This is a genomic window from Bacillus sp. JJ1532 (assembly GCF_036965085.1).
In the GTDB taxonomy this organism is placed as follows: Bacteria; Bacillota; Bacilli; order Bacillales; family Cytobacillaceae; genus Cytobacillus.
The window spans coordinates 16,385-34,941 of sequence record NZ_JBALOW010000070.1 but is presented as its reverse complement, the minus strand read 5'-3'; the positions used below and the strand labels follow the sequence as shown (position 1 = coordinate 34,941).

Annotated in this window: 15 protein-coding genes and 3 riboswitches; of the genes, 3 read left to right on the top strand and 12 right to left on the bottom strand. The window is 38.8% G+C overall.

The annotated features are described in order from the left end of the window. Positions 1 to 49: 49 nt before the first annotated feature. Positions 50 to 145, bottom strand: a riboswitch (glycine riboswitch). After that, positions 146 to 247, bottom strand: a riboswitch (glycine riboswitch). It lies immediately after the preceding riboswitch. A 197-nt stretch (positions 248 to 444) separates the two neighbouring features. After that, positions 445 to 489: riboswitch (PreQ1 riboswitch) on the top strand. Positions 490 to 497: 8 nt separating this feature from the next. Further along, positions 498 to 983: a QueT transporter family protein gene (locus V7122_RS20195; RefSeq protein ID WP_335528623.1), complete on the top strand. Its 486-nt coding sequence runs from the start codon at positions 498 to 500 to the stop codon at positions 981 to 983. A gap of 35 nt (positions 984 to 1,018) precedes the next feature. Here V7122_RS20195 and V7122_RS20190 read toward each other — a convergent pair whose 3' ends face one another. Then, the gene (locus V7122_RS20190) at positions 1,019 to 2,380 is read right to left on the bottom strand and encodes an aspartate kinase (protein ID WP_335528620.1); all 1,362 of its coding nucleotides are present in this window, start codon (positions 2,378 to 2,380) and stop codon (positions 1,019 to 1,021) included. Positions 2,381 to 2,633: 253 nt separating this feature from the next. Between V7122_RS20190 and V7122_RS20185 the strand changes: the two genes are divergently transcribed. After that, positions 2,634 to 3,776 (top strand): PP2C family protein-serine/threonine phosphatase, encoded by a 1,143-nt coding sequence (locus V7122_RS20185; RefSeq protein ID WP_335528618.1) that lies wholly within the window; start codon positions 2,634 to 2,636, stop codon positions 3,774 to 3,776. 404 nt (positions 3,777 to 4,180) lie between these two features. On the opposite strand, the gene V7122_RS20180 is transcribed toward V7122_RS20185, so the two are convergent. The 8 genes from V7122_RS20180 to V7122_RS20145 all read right to left on the bottom strand — a co-directional run bounded on the left by V7122_RS20180 (position 4,181) and on the right by V7122_RS20145 (position 10,777). Further along, positions 4,181 to 4,744: a tyrosine-type recombinase/integrase gene (locus V7122_RS20180; RefSeq protein WP_335528615.1), complete on the bottom strand. Its 564-nt coding sequence runs from the start codon at positions 4,742 to 4,744 to the stop codon at positions 4,181 to 4,183. 154 nt (positions 4,745 to 4,898) lie between these two features. Continuing rightward, entirely contained in the window at positions 4,899 to 5,252 is a 354-nt protein-coding gene (gene mnhG, locus V7122_RS20175; protein WP_335346430.1) for a monovalent cation/H(+) antiporter subunit G, read from the bottom strand. Continuing rightward, complete coding sequence (locus V7122_RS20170; protein WP_335346429.1) at positions 5,230 to 5,514, bottom strand: Na(+)/H(+) antiporter subunit F1; 285 nt, start codon at positions 5,512 to 5,514, stop codon at positions 5,230 to 5,232. The genes mnhG and V7122_RS20170 overlap by 23 nt, the downstream gene beginning before the upstream one ends. Continuing rightward, positions 5,514 to 5,990 (bottom strand): Na+/H+ antiporter subunit E, encoded by a 477-nt coding sequence (locus V7122_RS20165; protein WP_335346428.1) that lies wholly within the window; start codon positions 5,988 to 5,990, stop codon positions 5,514 to 5,516. Before V7122_RS20165 ends, V7122_RS20170 begins: the two co-directional genes overlap by 1 nt. A 144-nt stretch (positions 5,991 to 6,134) precedes the next feature. Then, positions 6,135 to 7,619, bottom strand: coding sequence for a Na+/H+ antiporter subunit D (locus V7122_RS20160; protein ID WP_335528613.1), 1,485 nt, complete (start codon positions 7,617 to 7,619; stop codon positions 6,135 to 6,137). Next, on the bottom strand, positions 7,612 to 7,950 hold the full coding sequence (locus V7122_RS20155) for a Na(+)/H(+) antiporter subunit C (RefSeq protein WP_335528611.1): 339 nt from the start codon (positions 7,948 to 7,950) through the stop codon (positions 7,612 to 7,614). The genes V7122_RS20160 and V7122_RS20155 overlap by 8 nt, the downstream gene beginning before the upstream one ends. Before the next feature lie 2 nt (positions 7,951 to 7,952). Further along, complete coding sequence (locus V7122_RS20150) at positions 7,953 to 8,375, bottom strand: Na(+)/H(+) antiporter subunit B (RefSeq protein WP_335528610.1); 423 nt, start codon at positions 8,373 to 8,375, stop codon at positions 7,953 to 7,955. Then, positions 8,372 to 10,777: a Na+/H+ antiporter subunit A gene (locus V7122_RS20145; protein ID WP_335528608.1), complete on the bottom strand. Its 2,406-nt coding sequence runs from the start codon at positions 10,775 to 10,777 to the stop codon at positions 8,372 to 8,374. The genes V7122_RS20150 and V7122_RS20145 overlap by 4 nt, the downstream gene beginning before the upstream one ends. A 325-nt stretch (positions 10,778 to 11,102) precedes the next feature. On the opposite strand from V7122_RS20145, the gene V7122_RS20140 reads away from it, so the two are divergent. Beyond that, on the top strand, positions 11,103 to 11,795 hold the full coding sequence (locus tag V7122_RS20140) for a universal stress protein (protein WP_335346423.1): 693 nt from the start codon (positions 11,103 to 11,105) through the stop codon (positions 11,793 to 11,795). 169 nt (positions 11,796 to 11,964) lie between these two features. On the opposite strand, the gene V7122_RS20135 is transcribed toward V7122_RS20140, so the two are convergent. The 3 genes from V7122_RS20135 to V7122_RS20125 form a co-directional block, all read right to left on the bottom strand. Next, complete coding sequence (locus V7122_RS20135) at positions 11,965 to 12,798, bottom strand: CheR family methyltransferase (RefSeq protein ID WP_335528606.1); 834 nt, start codon at positions 12,796 to 12,798, stop codon at positions 11,965 to 11,967. A 26-nt stretch (positions 12,799 to 12,824) separates the two neighbouring features. Beyond that, positions 12,825 to 15,587, bottom strand: coding sequence for a response regulator (locus V7122_RS20130; RefSeq protein WP_335528605.1), 2,763 nt, complete (start codon positions 15,585 to 15,587; stop codon positions 12,825 to 12,827). Between the two features lie 128 nt (positions 15,588 to 15,715). Then, complete coding sequence (locus V7122_RS20125; RefSeq protein WP_335528601.1) at positions 15,716 to 18,433, bottom strand: dynamin family protein; 2,718 nt, start codon at positions 18,431 to 18,433, stop codon at positions 15,716 to 15,718. Positions 18,434 to 18,557 lie beyond the last annotated feature (124 nt).

The following is an 18,557-nucleotide window of genomic DNA, read 5'->3' as shown; positions in this document are numbered from 1 at the left end:
ATCCCTAAATTTATCCACGAAAAAAAGGACAGAAAAAGGGTAAGATTGTTTACCCTTCTCTGTCCTTTTACCTGAGAGTTTAAGCCCAAATTAATAATGGGGTCCCCTTGGGTGTCGTCTAGTTTTTACGAGCTCTCCAGAGATGCGTCCCGTTGTGGTTCCTCTACCTGAGAGATTTGTTCCAAGGGTCTTTTTGGAACTTGCTCCTTCGGTGGCTTGTCGTAATGCTCTCTCCCACAACCGTCATCCGCCTGTATTGAATTTTCTATAAATTTAGAATAATACTTTAGCGCTGTAATGTCAAGCATTTTTACAGAATCTTAATCTTTTTTGGGAAAAAGTTCACAAAGTGTTCATTCCTGTATGAAAACCACAAACTTTTTTACAATAATTGTAGATTGACAGCATTTGATCTGCCTATTAGAATATTATCTTTGGGTACCCGCCCACGTGGTTCGTAACCATCCCACGATAAAAAACTAAGGAGAGAATTTAATATGAATGTAAAAACGCTTGTCGGAAATGGCATTTTAGCAGCTTTATATATTGCTGTCTCCATGCTGATCCAGCCTTTTGGATTTACCAATATCCAGTTTCGTGTTTCCGAAATGTTTAATCATCTAATCGTCTTTAACAAGAAATATATTTTCGGAATGGTATTAGGTGTATTTTTAACGAATTTATTATTTTCACCAATGGTCGCGTACGATCTTATTTTCGGTGTCGGACAAACGCTGATTTCATTATTAATCACGATTGCATGCTGCCGATTTATTAAAAATATTTGGGCACGCATGGTAGTAAACACACTTGTTTTCACCTTTACCATGTTCCTTATCGCCTTAGAGCTTCATCTTGCCTTTGGCTTGCCATTTATGTTTACATGGCTCACAACCGCTATTGGCGAATTCATCGTAATGGCAGTTGGAATGCCTATTATGTATGCATTAAATAAGCGTGTAAATTTTGAAAAGGCCATTTAGTAAAAGAGTTGGCGTGTGCCAACTCTTTTTTATATTCATACTGTAACTGCCGCAAAAAATTCGTTATAAAGTGCCCGGACCGCTCGGTTCTCATCGATTTCCTTCACACCAAACATCATGCTCACCTCAGAGGAGCCTTGGTTAATCATTTCGATATTAACCCCCGCTTTTGCCAAAGCCTTTGATGCTCTTGCTGTTGTACCAATATTGTGGCGCATTCCTTCACCTACAACCATGATAAGCGCAAGACTATGCTCAATCACGACTTCATCAGCATCTAGCTCTATCTTAATTCGATCAATGATCTCCTCTTCCATACCAGGAGCAAATTGATTTTCCCTTAAAATAATGGAAATATCATCGATTCCTGACGGTGTATGCTCATAGGAAAGACCATAGCTTTCTAATATCTCCAATAGCTTTCGGCCAAATCCAATTTCTCTGTTCATTAAGTATTTACTAACATAAATACTGCAGAAGCCTTCGTCACTTGCAATCCCAATAACCGGGCCATTTGTATTGTCCCGCTCATAAACAATTCGAGTGCCTGGTGCCGATGGATTATTCGTATTCTTTATATGTACCGGTATCCCCGCTCGGAATGCCGGAACAAGTGCCTCATCATGTAAAACACTGAATCCCGCATAGGAAAGCTCACGCATTTCTCTATAAGTTAATTCCTTGATTTCCTTTGGTCTTTCTACGATAAAAGGATTAACTGAATAAACAGCATCCACATCTGTAAAGTTTTCGTACAAGTCTGCTTTGATTCCATTAGCTAGGATGGAGCCAGTAATATCTGATCCGCTCCGTGAAAAAGTAAAGATCTCACCTTCCTTGCTATAACCAAAAAAACCTGGAAAAATGACAATGCCTGAACGCTCACGCAGTTCAAACAAACGATCATAGGCCTCTGGCAAAACCTGAGCATGACCTGGTTCTGCACTCACCAAAAGCCCAGCTTCCTTCGGGCTTACATAGTGAGCCTCCACACCCTGTTTACGGAAATAAGCCGCAACCAGCTTAGCATTGTTGTCTTCGCCGCTCGCCTTCAGTAAATCCATGAATCTATCTCGGTTGCTTTTATCTGAATTTACCCTTTCAAGTAAATCCTGTTGAATAATGTGAATGATTTCATCTGATAAGTCTAATTCCTCTGCAATTAAAGCATATCTTTCAATAACAGCATCGAACTTTTGCTTTGGATCTTTATTTTGCAAACATAGCTCTGCACATTCAATCAAGAGATCTGTTACCTTTTCGTCCTCTCCAAATCTCTTACCTGGTGCAGACACGACAACTACCTTCCTTGCGGGATCAGAAACAACAATCTGGAAGACCTTTTCTAGTTGTTTTCCGGATGCTAAAGAAGATCCGCCAAACTTTACGACTTTCATCCTGACATCTCCTAACCTGTAAAAAATATATCCCTAATTTTACTCCTATTCAGAAAATAATCAAGAGTTTTTCCTCTCTACAAGGACATTTGTTTACTAGTAACGGACAAGATAGTTCTAAATACCCATTATTATTTCGGCACTTCTAGACACTTCCGAATGTTTTTTTATTAAAAAGGTTTATCATTAACAACTTTACCCATTTTTAAAATATAATAGGATTAAATCAATAAGAAATAAGGGAGCAGACTATATGGGGATTCTTATTGTGGACGACAACCAGGCGAACTTGTTTGTTATCGAAAACATTCTTAAGCGTGCAGGCTATGATGATTACTTATCATTTACTTCAGCACAGGATTTATTCACTTTTTTGCTAAAGGAACAGCCACTAGATATAGGAAAACAGATAGACATTATCTTAATGGATATCATGATGCCTGAAATGGACGGAATTGAAGCATGTAAACAACTCCAGCAAATTCCACATTTAAAGGATATTCCTGTTATATTTGTAACCGCTCTTGAAGATTCTAATAAGGTAGTTGAGGCACTTGATGCTGGCGGCATTGACTATGTGACGAAACCGATAAATAAGACCGAACTACTGGCAAGAATTCGAGTGGCATTAAGACTGAAATACGAGAAGGACTGGCATATTGAGCAAGAAGAAAAGATCCGAAATGAGTTAGAATTATCCATGCATGTCCAGACAGGCTTGTTAAGCGAGCCGGTTTATAAGGATAACCTTTTATTAAAGGCTTCCTACTTACCCGCGTATAAATTAGCAGGTGATATGTACTATTGGCATAAAATAAATGATCATCGTTTTGCTGCTATACAGCTTGACATGATGGGGCACGGGATATCAGCATCACTTGTATGCATGTTTATATCTTCAGTATTAAGGGATTCAATCACAACATATGCCGATCCTGAGTATGTCATGAAGGAGCTTAACCGCTGGATGAATTCTTTAAACCATCGAAACCAGCAAATTCCTTATTATTTTACGGCTATTTATCTTGTGCTTGATACGAAGGAGAAAACGCTGGAATACGTAAATGCAGGTCATCCAACTGGATTTGCTCTTGTCAATCATACCGAACTAAAAGAGCTTGCTAGCAATACTTGTGCTGTTGGATTCTTCGAAGAAATCGAAATCAAAAAATCAATTATTACATATACAGATTCTATTCAATTGCTATTATGTACTGACGGGGTTGAAGAAACCATTGATCATCATGAATCTGACGGCTATGAATTTATTAAGAACATCGCCTCATCCTATTGGCATGATTCTAAAAGCAAAGAACCTATTGATTTTATATTAACGAAAAAACAACAAGTCAACGCAGATGATGACATTTGTGTAGTATTAATTCAAGCGAAATAAATAGAAAAGCGGAAGCGCCTTCGGAACATCAAAGGGCAATGTTCCTGCGATGAATACTCGCAGAAGCTTTCCTTTGTGTCCACCCCCGACAAGCACAAGACGAGCCTCTCGGAAAGGTGAGCTCTACCTTTCAGGATTGGCTTGTGACCTCGAGGTCGACAAAAACGCGACGTCCTCCCAAAAGCTTCACTTTTGGTCGTGCGATGATTACGCTTCCGAAGCGTTCCTTGTCCTGTCGCATTGTCGACACTAGTACGTCCTTCCTGTACGTCGGGGGTAGGCGCTCCTCCTAAAAGCTAACGCTTTTTCTCATGCGATGATTATGCTGCCGAAGCGTTCCTTGTGGAGCTAGACAAAAGGAAGCAATTATTCAATTTGAATAGTTGCTTCCTTTTTTTAAAATATTACAAGTTAACATCCACTTTAATCAATTTTTCCTCATCTTTATCAATGCCGATATACCTTAATGTTTCGGCATGGGTTTGATGATTGTATATGGACATTAAGATGGAAATGGCAATGCCCTTTCGATAGGCATGATAGCCGAATGTTTTTCTAAGTGTATGCATGCCAATCTTGCCGCAAATGCCAACTTCCTTGGCAGCTTGATTAATGATTCGGTAAGCCTGCTGACGCGAAATGGGCAGATCATTCTTTTTGGATTTGAAAAGATAATCATCTTCCATAAAAACAAATGTAGCTAAATAGTTTTGCAAAGCCGCCTTCACTTTACTATTAATATAATGAACCTTTTGCTCATCCCTTTTATCGTCATGAAGATAAAGAAATTCCTTTATTTCCGCACCGTCCCAAATATCTCCGACCTTTAAACATAGCAAATCATGCACTCGAATGCCTGTGTTAATGCCAAATACAAATAGTAAAAAGTCTCTTAATGATTGCTTCTTTAAGTTTTCTTTCATCGCGTTAATTTTTTCGACATCCTTAATAGGATCGACGTATTCCACTGTGGTTCCTCCTGCTATCTAATGTTACTAAAATAAGGTATCAGAAATTGCAAAGACATACAATAAGATATTTCAGCAACTTTCATAGATATATCAGCGACTTTCGAGATTATCAGCGACTCTCATATATATCCACCATTCAGTTTTTCTCACCTTATTTCCCCTCTAGAAATTCCTTCAAATCATCCTGTACACTTTCCTTTGTAAGCTCAACCTTTGAACGATAGGCAGCCCGATTTAATAAATGCGCTACCACTGGAGAGGTTAGAAATACAAAGAAAATGCCTAGTATGAGTCTAATACTGAAGTAGCCGTCAGCCAGCAAGAAGAAAAGAAAGGTCCCGAATAATGTACAAAGCACCCCTAAGCTTGCACTTTTTGATACCGCATGTGAACGGGAATACACATCAGGCAGCCGAATTAATCCGATGGCGCTTAGAAAGCTCAGAACCGTGCCGATTAAAAGAAACACAGCAACAATGATGTCAATGTATACGTTTTCGTTCAATCACAACACCTCTTTCAATGAATCTCGCAAAGGCAATCGTACCAACGAATGAGAGGATGCCAATTAATAAAATGATGTCAAAAAAAGCATGTGTCCTCAAAAGGATCGAAAGGCATGCTACACTAGCAATCAGGTTTACCCCAATATTATCTAATGCCATTACCCGATCTGGTGTAGAGGGTCCTTTTATAACACGATAGAGAGCAGCAAGGATCGAAAGGGACAAGAAGAATAAACAGACTAATAATAATTGATTAAACATTATCGGGTTACCTCCTTAATCGCTTTCTCATATTTTATCTGCGACTGAAAAACAGCATGCTTGGAGTCTGGCAAATTTAAGGCATGGAGATAAAAAACCTTATTGCTTGGAGAAACCTCCATAACAACAGAGCCTGGGGTTAAGGTTAATAGTAAAGCAAGTAACGTAATTTCCAAATCCCCTTCTAGATCCGTCTCCATTTTAAATATCCCAGGGGTGACATCGATCTTAGGCCTGATGACTTCTTTAATAATCGCGATACTAGATGTAACCGATTCACTCAAAAATAGGATAAACAGCTTCATAATGGCGATAAACCGTTTCAAATAAAAGGATGTTGGGAAAAAGCGCCTTAAAGAAAATATCACGATAATTCCCACTAGATATCCGCCAAAAAAGGACAATATACTCCATTCATCCTGAAAAAACATCCATAAAAAGGCGATAAAAAGATTTATTAACACCTGAACTGGCAAGGTTTCTCCTCCCTTCCGGAAATGCGCAAGCGCCTTGGTCACCCCCGACAAGCATAAGACGAGCCTCACGGAAAGGTGTTCTTTCCTTTCTGGGAGGATCGGCTTATGACCTCGAGGGGGTAGGCGCTGGAGCTGGACATAATACTATTTGGCTCCCGCCATTACTGCTTCAATATAAAGTCTTGGATTCAATAACCCATCTGCGGCTATTTGAACATATTCATGAATTCCTTCTGCACCTAATCCTAGTGTAATCGTCAGAGCAGTCAGGCATCCTAATGGAAACATTAAACCTTTCGTTGTTCCCTTTTCCATTTCCTTGCTTAAAGCCGTTTCTCCCCAAAAAACATTCATAAAGATTTTCATAATCGAATACAAGACCATTAGACTCGTTAATAATCCAATTCCGCCTAACCAGTAATACCCTGCTTCAAACGTTCCTCTTGTAATGAAGACCTTTCCCAAGAAACCGCTTAATGGCGGAATACCTGCTAACGATAAGGCGGCAATAAAGAACATCCAGCCTAAATAAGGATGATTGCGAATGAGTCCGCTTATTTCCTTTAGCTTACTTGTACCCGTAATGACGATAATCGCACCGCCTAAAAGGAAAATAAGTGCCTTAATTAGGATGTCATGAATGAGATAGTACAAGGAACCCATTATGCCGTTCGGCGTTAGGGAGGCAAGTCCAGCGATAATAAAACCTACCCCTACTATCACGTTATACGTTAAGATTCTCTTGATATCCCAATAGGCAATTGCTCCAATGGCTCCAAGTAGCATCGTTAATGCGCCAAGAATCCCAATAATGAAATGGGTAACCTCTGGCTTATGATAGAAAACAAGTGTAAACGTCCGAAATAAAGCGTAGATCCCCACTTTTGTTAAGAGCGCCGCAAAAATAGCAGCGATGGCTGTTGGCGGTGCACTATATGCACCTGGCAGCCAGAAGAAAAGAAAAAGTGCTGCCTTCATGCCAAAAACAATTAAAAATAATAGGGAAACCGTTGTCAGCAATCCATCCTGCCCCGCCTCAGCCACTCTCAAAGATAAATGAGCAAAATTTAATGTCCCGAGCATAGCATATAGATAGGCGATAGCCACAAGAAGTAAGGAAGACGATAAAACATTGATCAGGATATACTTGATGGACTCCCGAAGCTGTAACTTTGTTCCTCCTAAGGAAATCAGTACATAAGATGAAATTAACATAACCTCAAAACAGACAAACAAATTAAATATATCACCTGTCAAAAACGACCCGTTCACACCGGTAATCAAAAATAAATAAAATGGGTAAAAATAATGCTTCTCCCTCTCCGCTCCAATTGAATGAAAGGAGAAGATCAAGCAAAAGAGCGCAACGATGCTCGCACTCATAAGCAAAATGGCTGAAAACATATCCGCTACAATACTAATGCCATAAGGAGGGGCCCATCCTCCTGCCTGAAGTGTCTGAATTCCATTCACTTTTATCTGACTCATTAATGAGACAGAGACAACACCTATAGCCATGATGGCCAGTATGCTAAGCAAGCGCTGAAAAAAAATGTTTCTCCGGAATAGGATTAAGACCAGCCCGGCAATAAGCGGAATGATGATCGGCAGTATAACAAGATTATTCATCCTTATGTCCCCTTAATTGATCCATATCATCAGTCCCAACTGTTTTATATGTTCGGTAACTAAGCACTAAAAATAAAGCAGTCACGGCAAAGTTAATGACAATGGCTGTTAAAATAAGTGCCTGTGGCAATGAATCCGTAAATGTTGTGTTGATCCCGCCTAATAAAGGGGGACCGCCCTTCTTTAATCCTCCCATGGTTAGAATTAACAAATTGACACCATGGCTGATAATCGAAGTTCCTAAAATGATCCTAATTAAGCTTTTACTTAAAACTAAATAAGTGCCAATCGAAAAAAACAGGCCAACTAGAATTGATATAAGTGTTTCCATCTCTACCCATCCTCACTTATACTCAGAATGATCGTGACAGCTGTGCCAATAACAGCTAAGGCAACACCCACATCAAAAAGCACAGCCGTAGCAAGCTCTGTTTTTCCGAAAACAGGAAGGTTAAAGTAACCAAAGGTTTGGTTTAAAAACGGTTTCCCGAAAAAAAATGAGATCATCCCAGTAAGAACAGCAAGCAGAACGCCGAAACCCGCTACTTTCTTGAAATCGACTGGAATGTTTTTTCGAACGGTTTCAATATCGAATGCGAGGTAGAGAAGTACGAGCCCTGCAGCTACACTCAAGCCGCCGATAAATCCCCCTCCTGGATTATGATGGCCTCCGAAGAATAGATATATAGAAAAGGTTAGAATAATAACGATGGCCATTTTAGTCACAGAACGCAAAATTACATCATTCGGGTTCATTCCTTAGGACCCCTCCCTGCTAATTGAAGCTTTATTAACGTATAGACTCCTAGACCTGCAATACATAGGACGAGAATTTCCAGCATTGTGTCTAATCCACGGAAATCAACAAGAATAGCATTCACGATATTCTTTGCCCCTGCAAGCGTGTAAGAATCCTCAAAGAAATTCGAAATAGATGCGAAAAGCCGATGATTATTTGCGGCCAAAGCAAGTAAAGTGACGATGACGCCAACCCCAAGAGAAATAATGAAATTCGTCATCTTAAATGATATTCTGCTTACTTCCTTTCGCAATTCCGGCAAATGATAGAAGCATAGCAGGAATAAAGCAGCCGTCACGGTCTCTACAACGAGCTGTGTAAGCGCCAGATCAGGTGCCCGGAAAATAACAAAGAACAAGGAAACGAGATAGCCTAGTCCGCCAAGGGCAATAATGGCCGTTAATCTTGATTTTGAAAGAAGGACAGCAAAGGCTGAAAAGACCATTGCGATTATTAATCCGCCTTCATAGATGCTAACCTCTGCATTATTTAAATATTGCATGGTAAACCCTTTTGAAAGCCATAGGGAACTGCCTAGAACTAGTATGAAGAAGCCAAAAATATAGACTAAATAATCTCTGATAGACCCTGTCATATATCGATTGGTTACCTTTAATGAAGATCTTTCCGTTCCTTCTAACGATAGGTTATACAAGTGATTCAGTGATAAGGATTTAGGAAAGAAATCATAAAGAAACGTCCAGCGCTTAATAAATTTATACATAATGGAACCAACGATAATCACACCGAGTGTCATATATAATTCTGTATTCCATCCATGCCACGGCTTGATCGTTACATCCATCTCACTTAATGAAAGTCCAGGCAAAACCGCCATTAATGCAGGCTGAAGAAAGTTTTTCGAAACGACATTTGGGAAAAAGAAAATAATAATGACAAGCAAGGCTAAAATGATCGGCGGAATCAACATGCCAATTGGTGCTTCATGGGCAACTTTATCTAATTTCTCTGGCCGATGTTTGCCAGTGAAGGTTTTAAAAACAAGAATCATACAATAAATAAACGTAAACACACTTGCAATCCATGCAACCCATGGAATGATCAGACCAAATGACTTCATCCCAAAAACCGGATGCTCTGCTGCCGTTAATACACTTGTAAAAAACATCTCTTTACTCAAATATCCATTAAATGGAGGAAGCCCAGCCATCGAGAAGCTTCCGATAATTGTTAGAGTAAATGAGATAGGCATCAGGCTCATTAATCCGCCTAATTTGCGTATATCACGCGTTCCTGTTTCATGGTCAATAATCCCAATTACCATAAATAGACTACCCTTAAAGGTGGAATGATTAATTAAATGAAACATAGCCGCTAATACCGCAAAAGCATAGACCGTTGACTCATCCCCAAGACCAAAATACAAAGAAGCAGAACCTAATCCAAGAAGAGACATAATCAAACCTAATTGGCTGATGGTCGAATAAGCTAGTAATGCCTTTAAATCCTTCTGATTGACAGCGTTAATGGAGCCATAAATTAACGTGATGATCCCAACCCCTGAGACGATCCAAAACCATTCACTGCTTCCGCCGAAAACAGGTGTAAATCTAGCTACTAAATAAATGCCGGCCTTCACCATGGTTGCTGAATGTAAATAGGCACTTATTGGAGTAGGTGCCTCCATTGCATCTGGGAGCCAAATACTAAATGGAAATTGGGCTGATTTTGTAAAAGCTCCTAAAAGCAGCAAAATCATAGCAGGAAGAAATAATGAATGGTCTGTAACAACATGAACTATGTTCAATATTTCACGTATACTATATGTATCTGTCATTATGGAAAGCATAATGAGACCCGATAACATCGCAAGTCCGCCAAATATCGTAATCAGCATTGATTTGAGGGCACCATATCTAGAGTTTTTCCGTTGATACCAATAGGCAATCAGTAAAAACGAAGAAATACTCGTTAATTCCCAAAATACATATAAAACTAAAATATTATCTGAAAAAACGAGACCTAGCATTGCACCCATGAATAAAAGCATATAAACATAGAAATTATGGAGTGCTTCACGCTCTTTTGACATGTAATAAATCGAATAGAGCACAACAAGCGTCCCAACTCCAGAAATTAACAGTCCAAAAATAAGCGCCAAGCCATCCAGATAAGTTGAAATATTAATATTTAATGAAGGCATCCATGGAAGCGATTGGGAAATTGTTTGTCCATTGGAAATTACAGGAATATACTGTAGTAAATACAGAAATACTGTTAGCGGGACAAAAACGACAAACCAGCCCGTATGAATTCGTGGTGTAACATTTTTATAAATAAAAGGTGTTATTATAGCAAAAATAAACGGCAGAAAGATCATGAAAGGTAGCAAAGACACAATCAAATCCCCTCCTAACAAAGATTTTATTTCTATTAATATTTGTTTCATCATTCATTATTAGTCTTTGACAGCTACTTCTTATATAATGGCTACATTAGTGATTATGGTTATTAGCCTTGTGCATGTGAACGGGTTTTATTCGGGACGAAAACAAGAATGAGCAAGAATATATAAAGCGGATTGATCACCGACATTATTCATGAACAAAGCTTATATAATAATGGAAATAGATTGACTTGACACAGCTGCATGAGATATATTCAAACATAGTTTAATCGAATCTAATTTCTATTAAACGCATCTAACTCGAGGTGAAATGAAAATGAAAAAAGTAAAGGGACGTATGGACGAAAGCATCCTCGTCTGTGTATACTATGGACCAAATGGTGAACGCCTTATTCAACGCGGCTGTAAAATTGCGAGCATGCTTAATTGCCCTCTGTATATTTTAACCATTGATCCTTTGCCCTTTGATGACCTGGATGCAGAAAAATCAGATTATATTACTAGATGGCAGCAAATAGCTGAACATCATCGCATTGAGGAATTTATTTTAAAAGATAATGAAAAGCGGCCTGTCTCTAAAGTAATTGCAGAGGTTGCCCGTGAAAAGCATATTACTCAAATTATCCTAGGCCAGACTGCCCAGAGTCGCTGGGAACAAATAGCTAAGGGCTCCATTATTAACTCCTTGCTGAAGGAAATTCCATTTGTTGACCTGCACATCATTTCTGTTTCCCGTGCTCTTAGAGATCAAGAAGGACTTTTCGAAAAAGGGGTCCGTGCATACCTAGTTAAAGAAGAGAATTTTTATCGCCTAAGCTTTATTCATACAAAAGAAGCCGAATTTGAAGGGATATTCTTTAAGGAACAAGGTACAGACTTCAATAATGGTGTTTTCAAATTCATGAAGGGCAAAGAAACACTGCAAGTCGTTGTAACAGAAGACATTGTCAAGGACCTTAAAAATGTTAGAATGACTGACCCAATTGATGCAGATAGCGATTTACAATAATAAGATTTAGAACACTTCCAGTTGCTTTCATGAAACTGGAAGTTTTTTTGTTCTGCCGATCATCTAATGTTACATAAAAATAACTTACCAAAAAATAAGTAACATTACAATGAAAAAGTCCTTGAATATAGTAAAAAAAAAAATACAGCTTCTATCAAAAGAAGCTGTTCTAATATTTGGAAAGTGATGATTTCTTTCGGAATAACTTTTCTATTGGGTTGAAGTCTTCGAAGCTGTAATTGTCTTTACGAATAGATTCCTTGCTGCCGAGCCCAAGGAATCCTCCCTGACTTAGGCTTTCATTAAATAATTGAAGCACATGTCCCTGAAGGTCAGTATTGAAATAGATAAGGACGTTCCGGCAAATGATGACATGAAACTCATTAAATGATCGGTCCGTTACTAAATTATGCTGAGCAAAGACGACATGTTTTAGTAATGCAGGATTTAAATAAGCAGCCTCCCAATCAGCTGTATAATATTCGGAAAACGACTTTTTGCCTCCTGAAAGCAAGTAATTCCTTGTATATAACTGCATTTTCTGCAGAGGAATTATTCCTCGCTCTGCTTTGGCTAAGACTTTTTCATTCATATCGGTTGCATAGATTTTTGTTTTGTGCCCAAGCCCTTCCTCCTCCATCAAAATGGCCATGGAATATACCTCTTTCCCAGTAGAACAGCCAGCATGCCAAATTCTAATTTCAGGAAAATCTTTTAGAAATGGAGTAACCTCATTCCTAAATGTTTTGAAGAAGGTAGGGTCCCGAAACATCTCCGTCACATTAATCGAAAAATCGCTTAATATTTTTTCTAAATATACTTCATCATGAATAATTTTCTCCGTCAGACTGGTAATACTCGGTAAACGTTCCTGGGTTAATCGGTATTGCACCCGTCTCATGATTGAAGATCTCATATATTGGCGAAAATCATAGCCTGATAGACGAAAAATAGCTAATAACAATAGTTCAAGCTCTACATCCTCTTTACTAACTTTAAACATTCTTCATCATCCCAATAATTTTCTTTCTAAGATAACCACACTCGCATAACTGACAATAGCTGATCTAGTTTTAGCGGCTTGCTGATATAATCTGATGCGCCAGATTCTATGCATTTTCTGCGGTCATAATTCATGGCTTTTGCTGTTAGAGCAATAATGGGCAAATCCTGATATTCTTCAAGCTCACGGATTCTCCTCATCGTTTCATAGCCGTCCATAACAGGCATCATAATATCCATTAACAAAATATCCACTTTTTCTTCTTTTACCATCGTGTCTAAACACTCCATGCCATTTTCGGCTGTTAGAACATGCATGCCTTCTTTTTCAAGTGCATTTTTTATCACATAAATATTCCGATGATCATCGTCAACAACGAGAACCGATTTTCCTTGTAAAACCGTAGAAGATGGGCTAACTTCCTGTTCATCATTAGGCAGATTTTTAATGGATGCTTCAATAATAGATTCAAAATCTTTGGCGGAAGCAGCTTCAGTAATCACTGTTTCCTCTGCTTTTTTCGGTAAACCATCAGGCAGGCTTGGAATAAATAAAGTGAAACTGCTGCCCTTCCCTTCTTCACTCTTTACTTTACATACCCCGCCAAGAAGCTGAGCAAACTCTTTTGTTATAGATAATCCGAGCCCTGTTCCACCATACCTTCTCATTGTTGCTCCATCCACCTGCTGGAAGGCTTCGAATATCTCCTCCTGCTTCTCTATAGGAATTCCAATTCCTGTATCTGAAACAATCACCTTTAACCATGTATCTGAGGAATTCGCTTGAGGGAAGCTGCTGATCTCATGGCTGTGCGCTTTTTCAAAAGTAACAGAAACAGAACCGGAATCAGTAAATTTAAAGGCATTTGAAAGTAAGTTTTTAATCATTTGCTGAAGGCGCTGTTCGTCTGTAAATATTACTTCTGGTACACCTTCAATCTCAGTAACAGTGAATTCAAGATTCTTCTTCTTAGCGAATTGAACAAAGTTCCGTTCCAAATGATCAGTAAAAACACTCATATTCACTTCTTCAAAGTGTATCTCAAGCTTCCCAACCTCCACTTTAGAAAGGTCAAGAATATCATTTATTAAGTCTAGCAAATCCTGACCGGCTGAATGAATAACCTTAGTAAATTCGACTTGTTCTTCATTAAGGCCATGATTCGGATCATCAATCAGCATTTCTGAGAGCAGCAGAATACTATTCAATGGTGTACGAAGCTCATGAGACATGTTGGCAAGAAATTCAGTCTTGTATTTCGAACTCAGCATTAGCTCTCTAGCCTTTTCTTCAAGTGCTTCCTTTGCAGACCTCAGTTCCTCCGACTTCAGCTCTGCATCATTTGTGCGTTCTTCTAATTGCTCATTAATCATTCGGAGCTCTTCCGCTTGAGTTTGTAGCTCCTCTGATTGTGACTGCAATTCCTCAGATTGCATTTGCAGTTCCTCTGTCTTTGTCTGCGAGTCCTCCAGTAAACGGGCAATTTCCATTCTGCCTAATATATTTGTAATGGCGATGCCTAGCGTGTCCAGCACTTCCTCCAATAGTTTTAAATGAGTAGATGTAAACTCGTTTAGACTTGCCAGTTCCACAACCGCTACGACTTCATCCTTCACCAAAACTGGCGCCATCATAATGCTTCTTGGTGCCACACTTCCAAGGCCAGTATGAATTAGATGATACGTACTTGGAACATCTTTTAGAATATAGTGCTTCTTTTCAACGGCACATTGCCCTACTAGCCCCTCGCCTGGATAAAAAAACTCTCTCCCGACATGTTGACCGTCTTCTGCATAGGAGGATTTTTTTCGATAAACCGGCTTTCCATTATCCGTTTCTTTCACATAGAAAACACCAAGATTGGCATTGATTGCATGGGACAATTGGCGAATGAGCTCTTCACCGAGGGAATGAATATTGACATGGTGGCTATACAGATGAATGATGTCGGCAGAATGGCTTTGTATCCAATTTTGCTCCGTTATTTCTGAAATATATTTTCTTTCTTTTTCATTATAGGTTTCTAAAGACGCTGCCATTGTATTAAAGGACTTTGCTATATCTCCGAATTCATCATTTGTATGAATTTCTACCCTTGGGAGCTTGGACAGGTTTTTATAATCAATAAGATTGAGCCCCTTTAATATGATTGCCATCGTTTTACTTGTGCTTCGAATGAGTGAAAGTGTAACAAGGACAATCATCAATAGGGCTAGAGTAACAGCTGATATTAACACAATGACGAGCTGGGAATGTGTTTTTGTAGCACTTTGGAGTGATTCATCCATTAATGTTTCCTGGTATTCAATAAATTCACCTAAATCGAGTAGAAGCCGATCGCGATTGATTCGTTCACTATCATAAATGGTTTGCATTTCATCAAATTTACCGCTTTTGAATTTTTCAATAAATTCCTTCTCCATCTGATTGTAGGCATTGTAAGATTTTTCGATTTCATTTAGAACCTCTCTGCCTCTAGTTGTATTAATGGATGATTCTAATTTAATTATTTCTGATGTAATGCCTTCTTCATTGTATTTTAGAGATTTCTCAATCAATTCAGGGTTCATTTCTTCTTTAACAATTAATATCCGTAGAAGCTGGCGATCGGTTTGATCGAATAGCCTTCTAATTTCTGTGGTTTGGTTTACCTTATAGTATCGATCCTTCACAATTTCTAGCATATTCGCTTTTATTAAATTTGCCATAAAGAGGATGACAAACATCAATAGAAGCATAAAAAATACAGTCAAGCCTAAGCTGAGATATTGCTTCCTTTTAAAACTCACTAAATACGCCTCCTTCAAGATGAAATAGGTTTAAGAGGTTGAATTATTTATGAGTGGCAGAATGACTGCTAAAACGTTATGTATGGCCATTCGGCTAAAATGCTAGCCGAGCGGCCTATTATGGGCTTTTACTGGTTTTGATAAGTCGCTTCCCGGACATCCGTCATCCATTCAAGCTGAATGAGCTTAAGGTGGAATAAGGTGATCGGATCACGGTATAGTTCAGGATTTTCCCTAATTTCCTTCAAAGACTCTTTATTGAATTCAATCTGACTTCCTGATTCCTTCACTGCTTCCTGCAGTTCAGTTAACGGCGGACTAAAAAACATGCTGACATCTCTATCTATCGATTTTTCAAAAAGTTCAAATGGCTGGAAGAATTGTTCTGCAACCGATGCAGCCACTTCGCTGTAATCCTCATTTTCAATAAATTGTTTATATTTGTTATGGAGCATTGATTTATTTTGCTGAATAGCTCCGAGCAATCTGCCAGCGCTCTTTAAAATAAACTGTGATGGTGTAAAGCGGTTTAATATATTTATATTTTCTAGATGCACTTTACCTCTCGTCATCCGATCTGCATCTCTGCGCCAATCATCTAACACTTTAAAATCACATGCGAGACTTAGTTTTTCTTCCTCATACAGATCATTAAAGCCCGCACCCATTTCATTCAGGAATTCTTGAGCCTCGGTGAATTCATCACTTGCCTCGTTAATCCACTGATGAATCCCCTTATGGAAGCTTGGCATAATCATTTCATCTAAATGATGACGAATACGATTATTCATTTCAGCATTCAGCTGAACATGGACCTTCCCAAAATCGCTGTCCTCATGTATTAATTCTGAACTCCCTTTAAGCAGTTCAGGAATATCCTCCATTAGCTGAAGCTTTAGATCGTCTTTTATCTTTGTAAAGGACCTTTTCATGACTCGGGCTTTTTCTTCCTCCAAATCACGTAATTGATTGGTCGCTCCTGTTAATTTGGTTACCATCTCATCATTCCATTTAATGGATTCAATGAAACCATTCTCCATTTCCACGCGTCTTTCCAGTAGGAACTTAATCGTTTTGCGAATATAATGCTGAACCTTAGACGTTCTTTTTTCTTCAAGATTGTCGTTATTCGTGATAGATTTCAAGAATTGAGTTAAAGGCTCAAGCTGTTCATCACGGCCAGAATAGGCAAATACTCTTGCTTTTGAAAAATAAGTATTCACTTTCGAAGTGGCACTGTCTATCACTTCCTGCTCCATCTCATTAGAATCTACCCCATTTAACAAGAAGTGAATAGGAAGGTCAGGTGCCTGCTCACGAATTTTCACAACCATTTCAAGCTCTTCCTCTGTGAAAGCATGATTGGCATTAAGTACGAATAGCAGACTATCCGCGAGCTGCAAATATTGGAATACTTCATTTCTGAATCGGTTCAGACCCGTTATGCCAGGTGTATCAATAAAGGCAAGCTGCTTTTCGCGAAGAAAAGGTGTAGGCTTTTTATACAGGATCACAGTCTGTGCGTTGTCGCTAACATCGGATAAATGAGAAATTTCTCTTTCTCCTTCATCGCCAATCTCCTGTATGCCAACCGTCTCATCATCCTTGAACATCACAGTTGTTGAAATAGAGTCATCGATTATTGTTTCACCAAGTAAATGATTGATAAATCCCGATTTCTCATTGCCAGCGGCTCCGGCAATTAATAGATAAGGAGCCTGAAGATCAAGAAGCTCCTTCACCATCCATTCAAATCGGTGTCCAATCTCGATACCATTCTTCCTTGCCCAAGAGACAACGGACTTGAATAACTCGAATCCATCCGTTAAGCCATTTCGGTCGCGCATTTCTTGGCTAACCTTTTTCTCGGCTAAATTAATCGCTGAATGCTCGATACTCGAAGGGAAGATTTCACTCCATGCTAGGGCAGAAGCAGCTGCAATGGATGAATAAGCAGAATCAGCCATTTTCACCCAGTTGCTTAAATGATTCGGAATTAAATGTGAAATTTCTCTTATTAAATACTTCCCATTAATTAATTCGAAATATGTATCATGATAAACGGCCGAAAGCTCTTTCCATGAATGGGAGCTTCCGCCTTCCATATGGAGAAGGATGTGATTTAATTCTTTAACCCAAGTAAAATATAAGTCTCCATTTCGATATTGATTCCATAAGGAAACAGCCAGTCTTTCAAACTTTGCCAAATCCGCCTTAAATAAAGTGACCAATGCTTCATTGAAATAATTTGGTTCTGTCTTCTTTATCTTTCCCTCCTCGACATAAGATTGCAGAATGTCGAACCAAGAAAGATCTCCTGTCCGGATGGATTCATTCACAGCAAGTTCAATGGCATTTTTCCAATCCTGATGCTTTTCAAAAAACGCTTTAGCAATGCTCGTTACATCCCGATAGTCTGGGTTAAAGGAAACAGCCTCCTTGATCACCTCAACTGCAAAATCAAGCTTTCCGCGTGCTACATAAGTGGAAAACAACTGTAATAGCACTTCCATTTTCAGATATTCTGAGTCTGTTTGAATGGACCGGTACAAATCCTCAGCTGTAGCAAGAATCTCTAGTTTAAAATAAGCATCTGCCATATTCTTCTTTGCCCATGGCTCAAGTTCATTATTAATATTCTCCCATTTAAAAATGGCTGCTTCATAATCACAATTTTGGAAGTAAATCTCCCCTTGAGCAAAGCGAATAAAGGAAAGTTCCGATATTGCTTTCCTTTGCTCCTCCATATACAGCTCACCTAATGCCTTGATGGGATGGACATTCTCTTTCCCTTCCACTAATGACTTGTAATAACTTTTTCCTATTAATTGTTCATCTATGATCATCATGCTACCCCCGCAGAATATTTTCACACACTTGATATTTTCACTAATATCAAAACAAGCCGAAACGGCTAAAGCCCAAGAAGCTTCATCTACTTTTTTTCCTATCTTTTATTCTAACAAAATA

Excerpts from the sequence above, each read along its gene's own strand:
- V7122_RS20195 (WP_335528623.1), top strand. The coding sequence starts at position 498 with ATGAATGTAAAAACGCTTGTCGGAAATGGCATTTTAGCAGCTTTATAT.
- V7122_RS20190 (WP_335528620.1), bottom strand. The coding sequence starts at position 2,380 with ATGAAAGTCGTAAAGTTTGGCGGATCTTCTTTAGCATCCGGAAAACAA.
- V7122_RS20185 (WP_335528618.1), top strand. The coding sequence starts at position 2,634 with ATGGGGATTCTTATTGTGGACGACAACCAGGCGAACTTGTTTGTTATC.
- V7122_RS20170 (WP_335346429.1), bottom strand. The coding sequence starts at position 5,514 with ATGTTTAATCAATTATTATTAGTCTGTTTATTCTTCTTGTCCCTTTCG.
- V7122_RS20160 (WP_335528613.1), bottom strand. The coding sequence starts at position 7,619 with ATGAATAATCTTGTTATACTGCCGATCATCATTCCGCTTATTGCCGGG.
- V7122_RS20155 (WP_335528611.1), bottom strand. The coding sequence starts at position 7,950 with ATGGAAACACTTATATCAATTCTAGTTGGCCTGTTTTTTTCGATTGGC.
- V7122_RS20150 (WP_335528610.1), bottom strand. The coding sequence starts at position 8,375 with ATGAACCCGAATGATGTAATTTTGCGTTCTGTGACTAAAATGGCCATC.
- V7122_RS20140 (WP_335346423.1), top strand. The coding sequence starts at position 11,103 with ATGAAAAAAGTAAAGGGACGTATGGACGAAAGCATCCTCGTCTGTGTA.
- V7122_RS20135 (WP_335528606.1), bottom strand. The coding sequence starts at position 12,798 with ATGTTTAAAGTTAGTAAAGAGGATGTAGAGCTTGAACTATTGTTATTA.
- V7122_RS20125 (WP_335528601.1), bottom strand. The coding sequence starts at position 18,433 with ATGATCATAGATGAACAATTAATAGGAAAAAGTTATTACAAGTCATTA.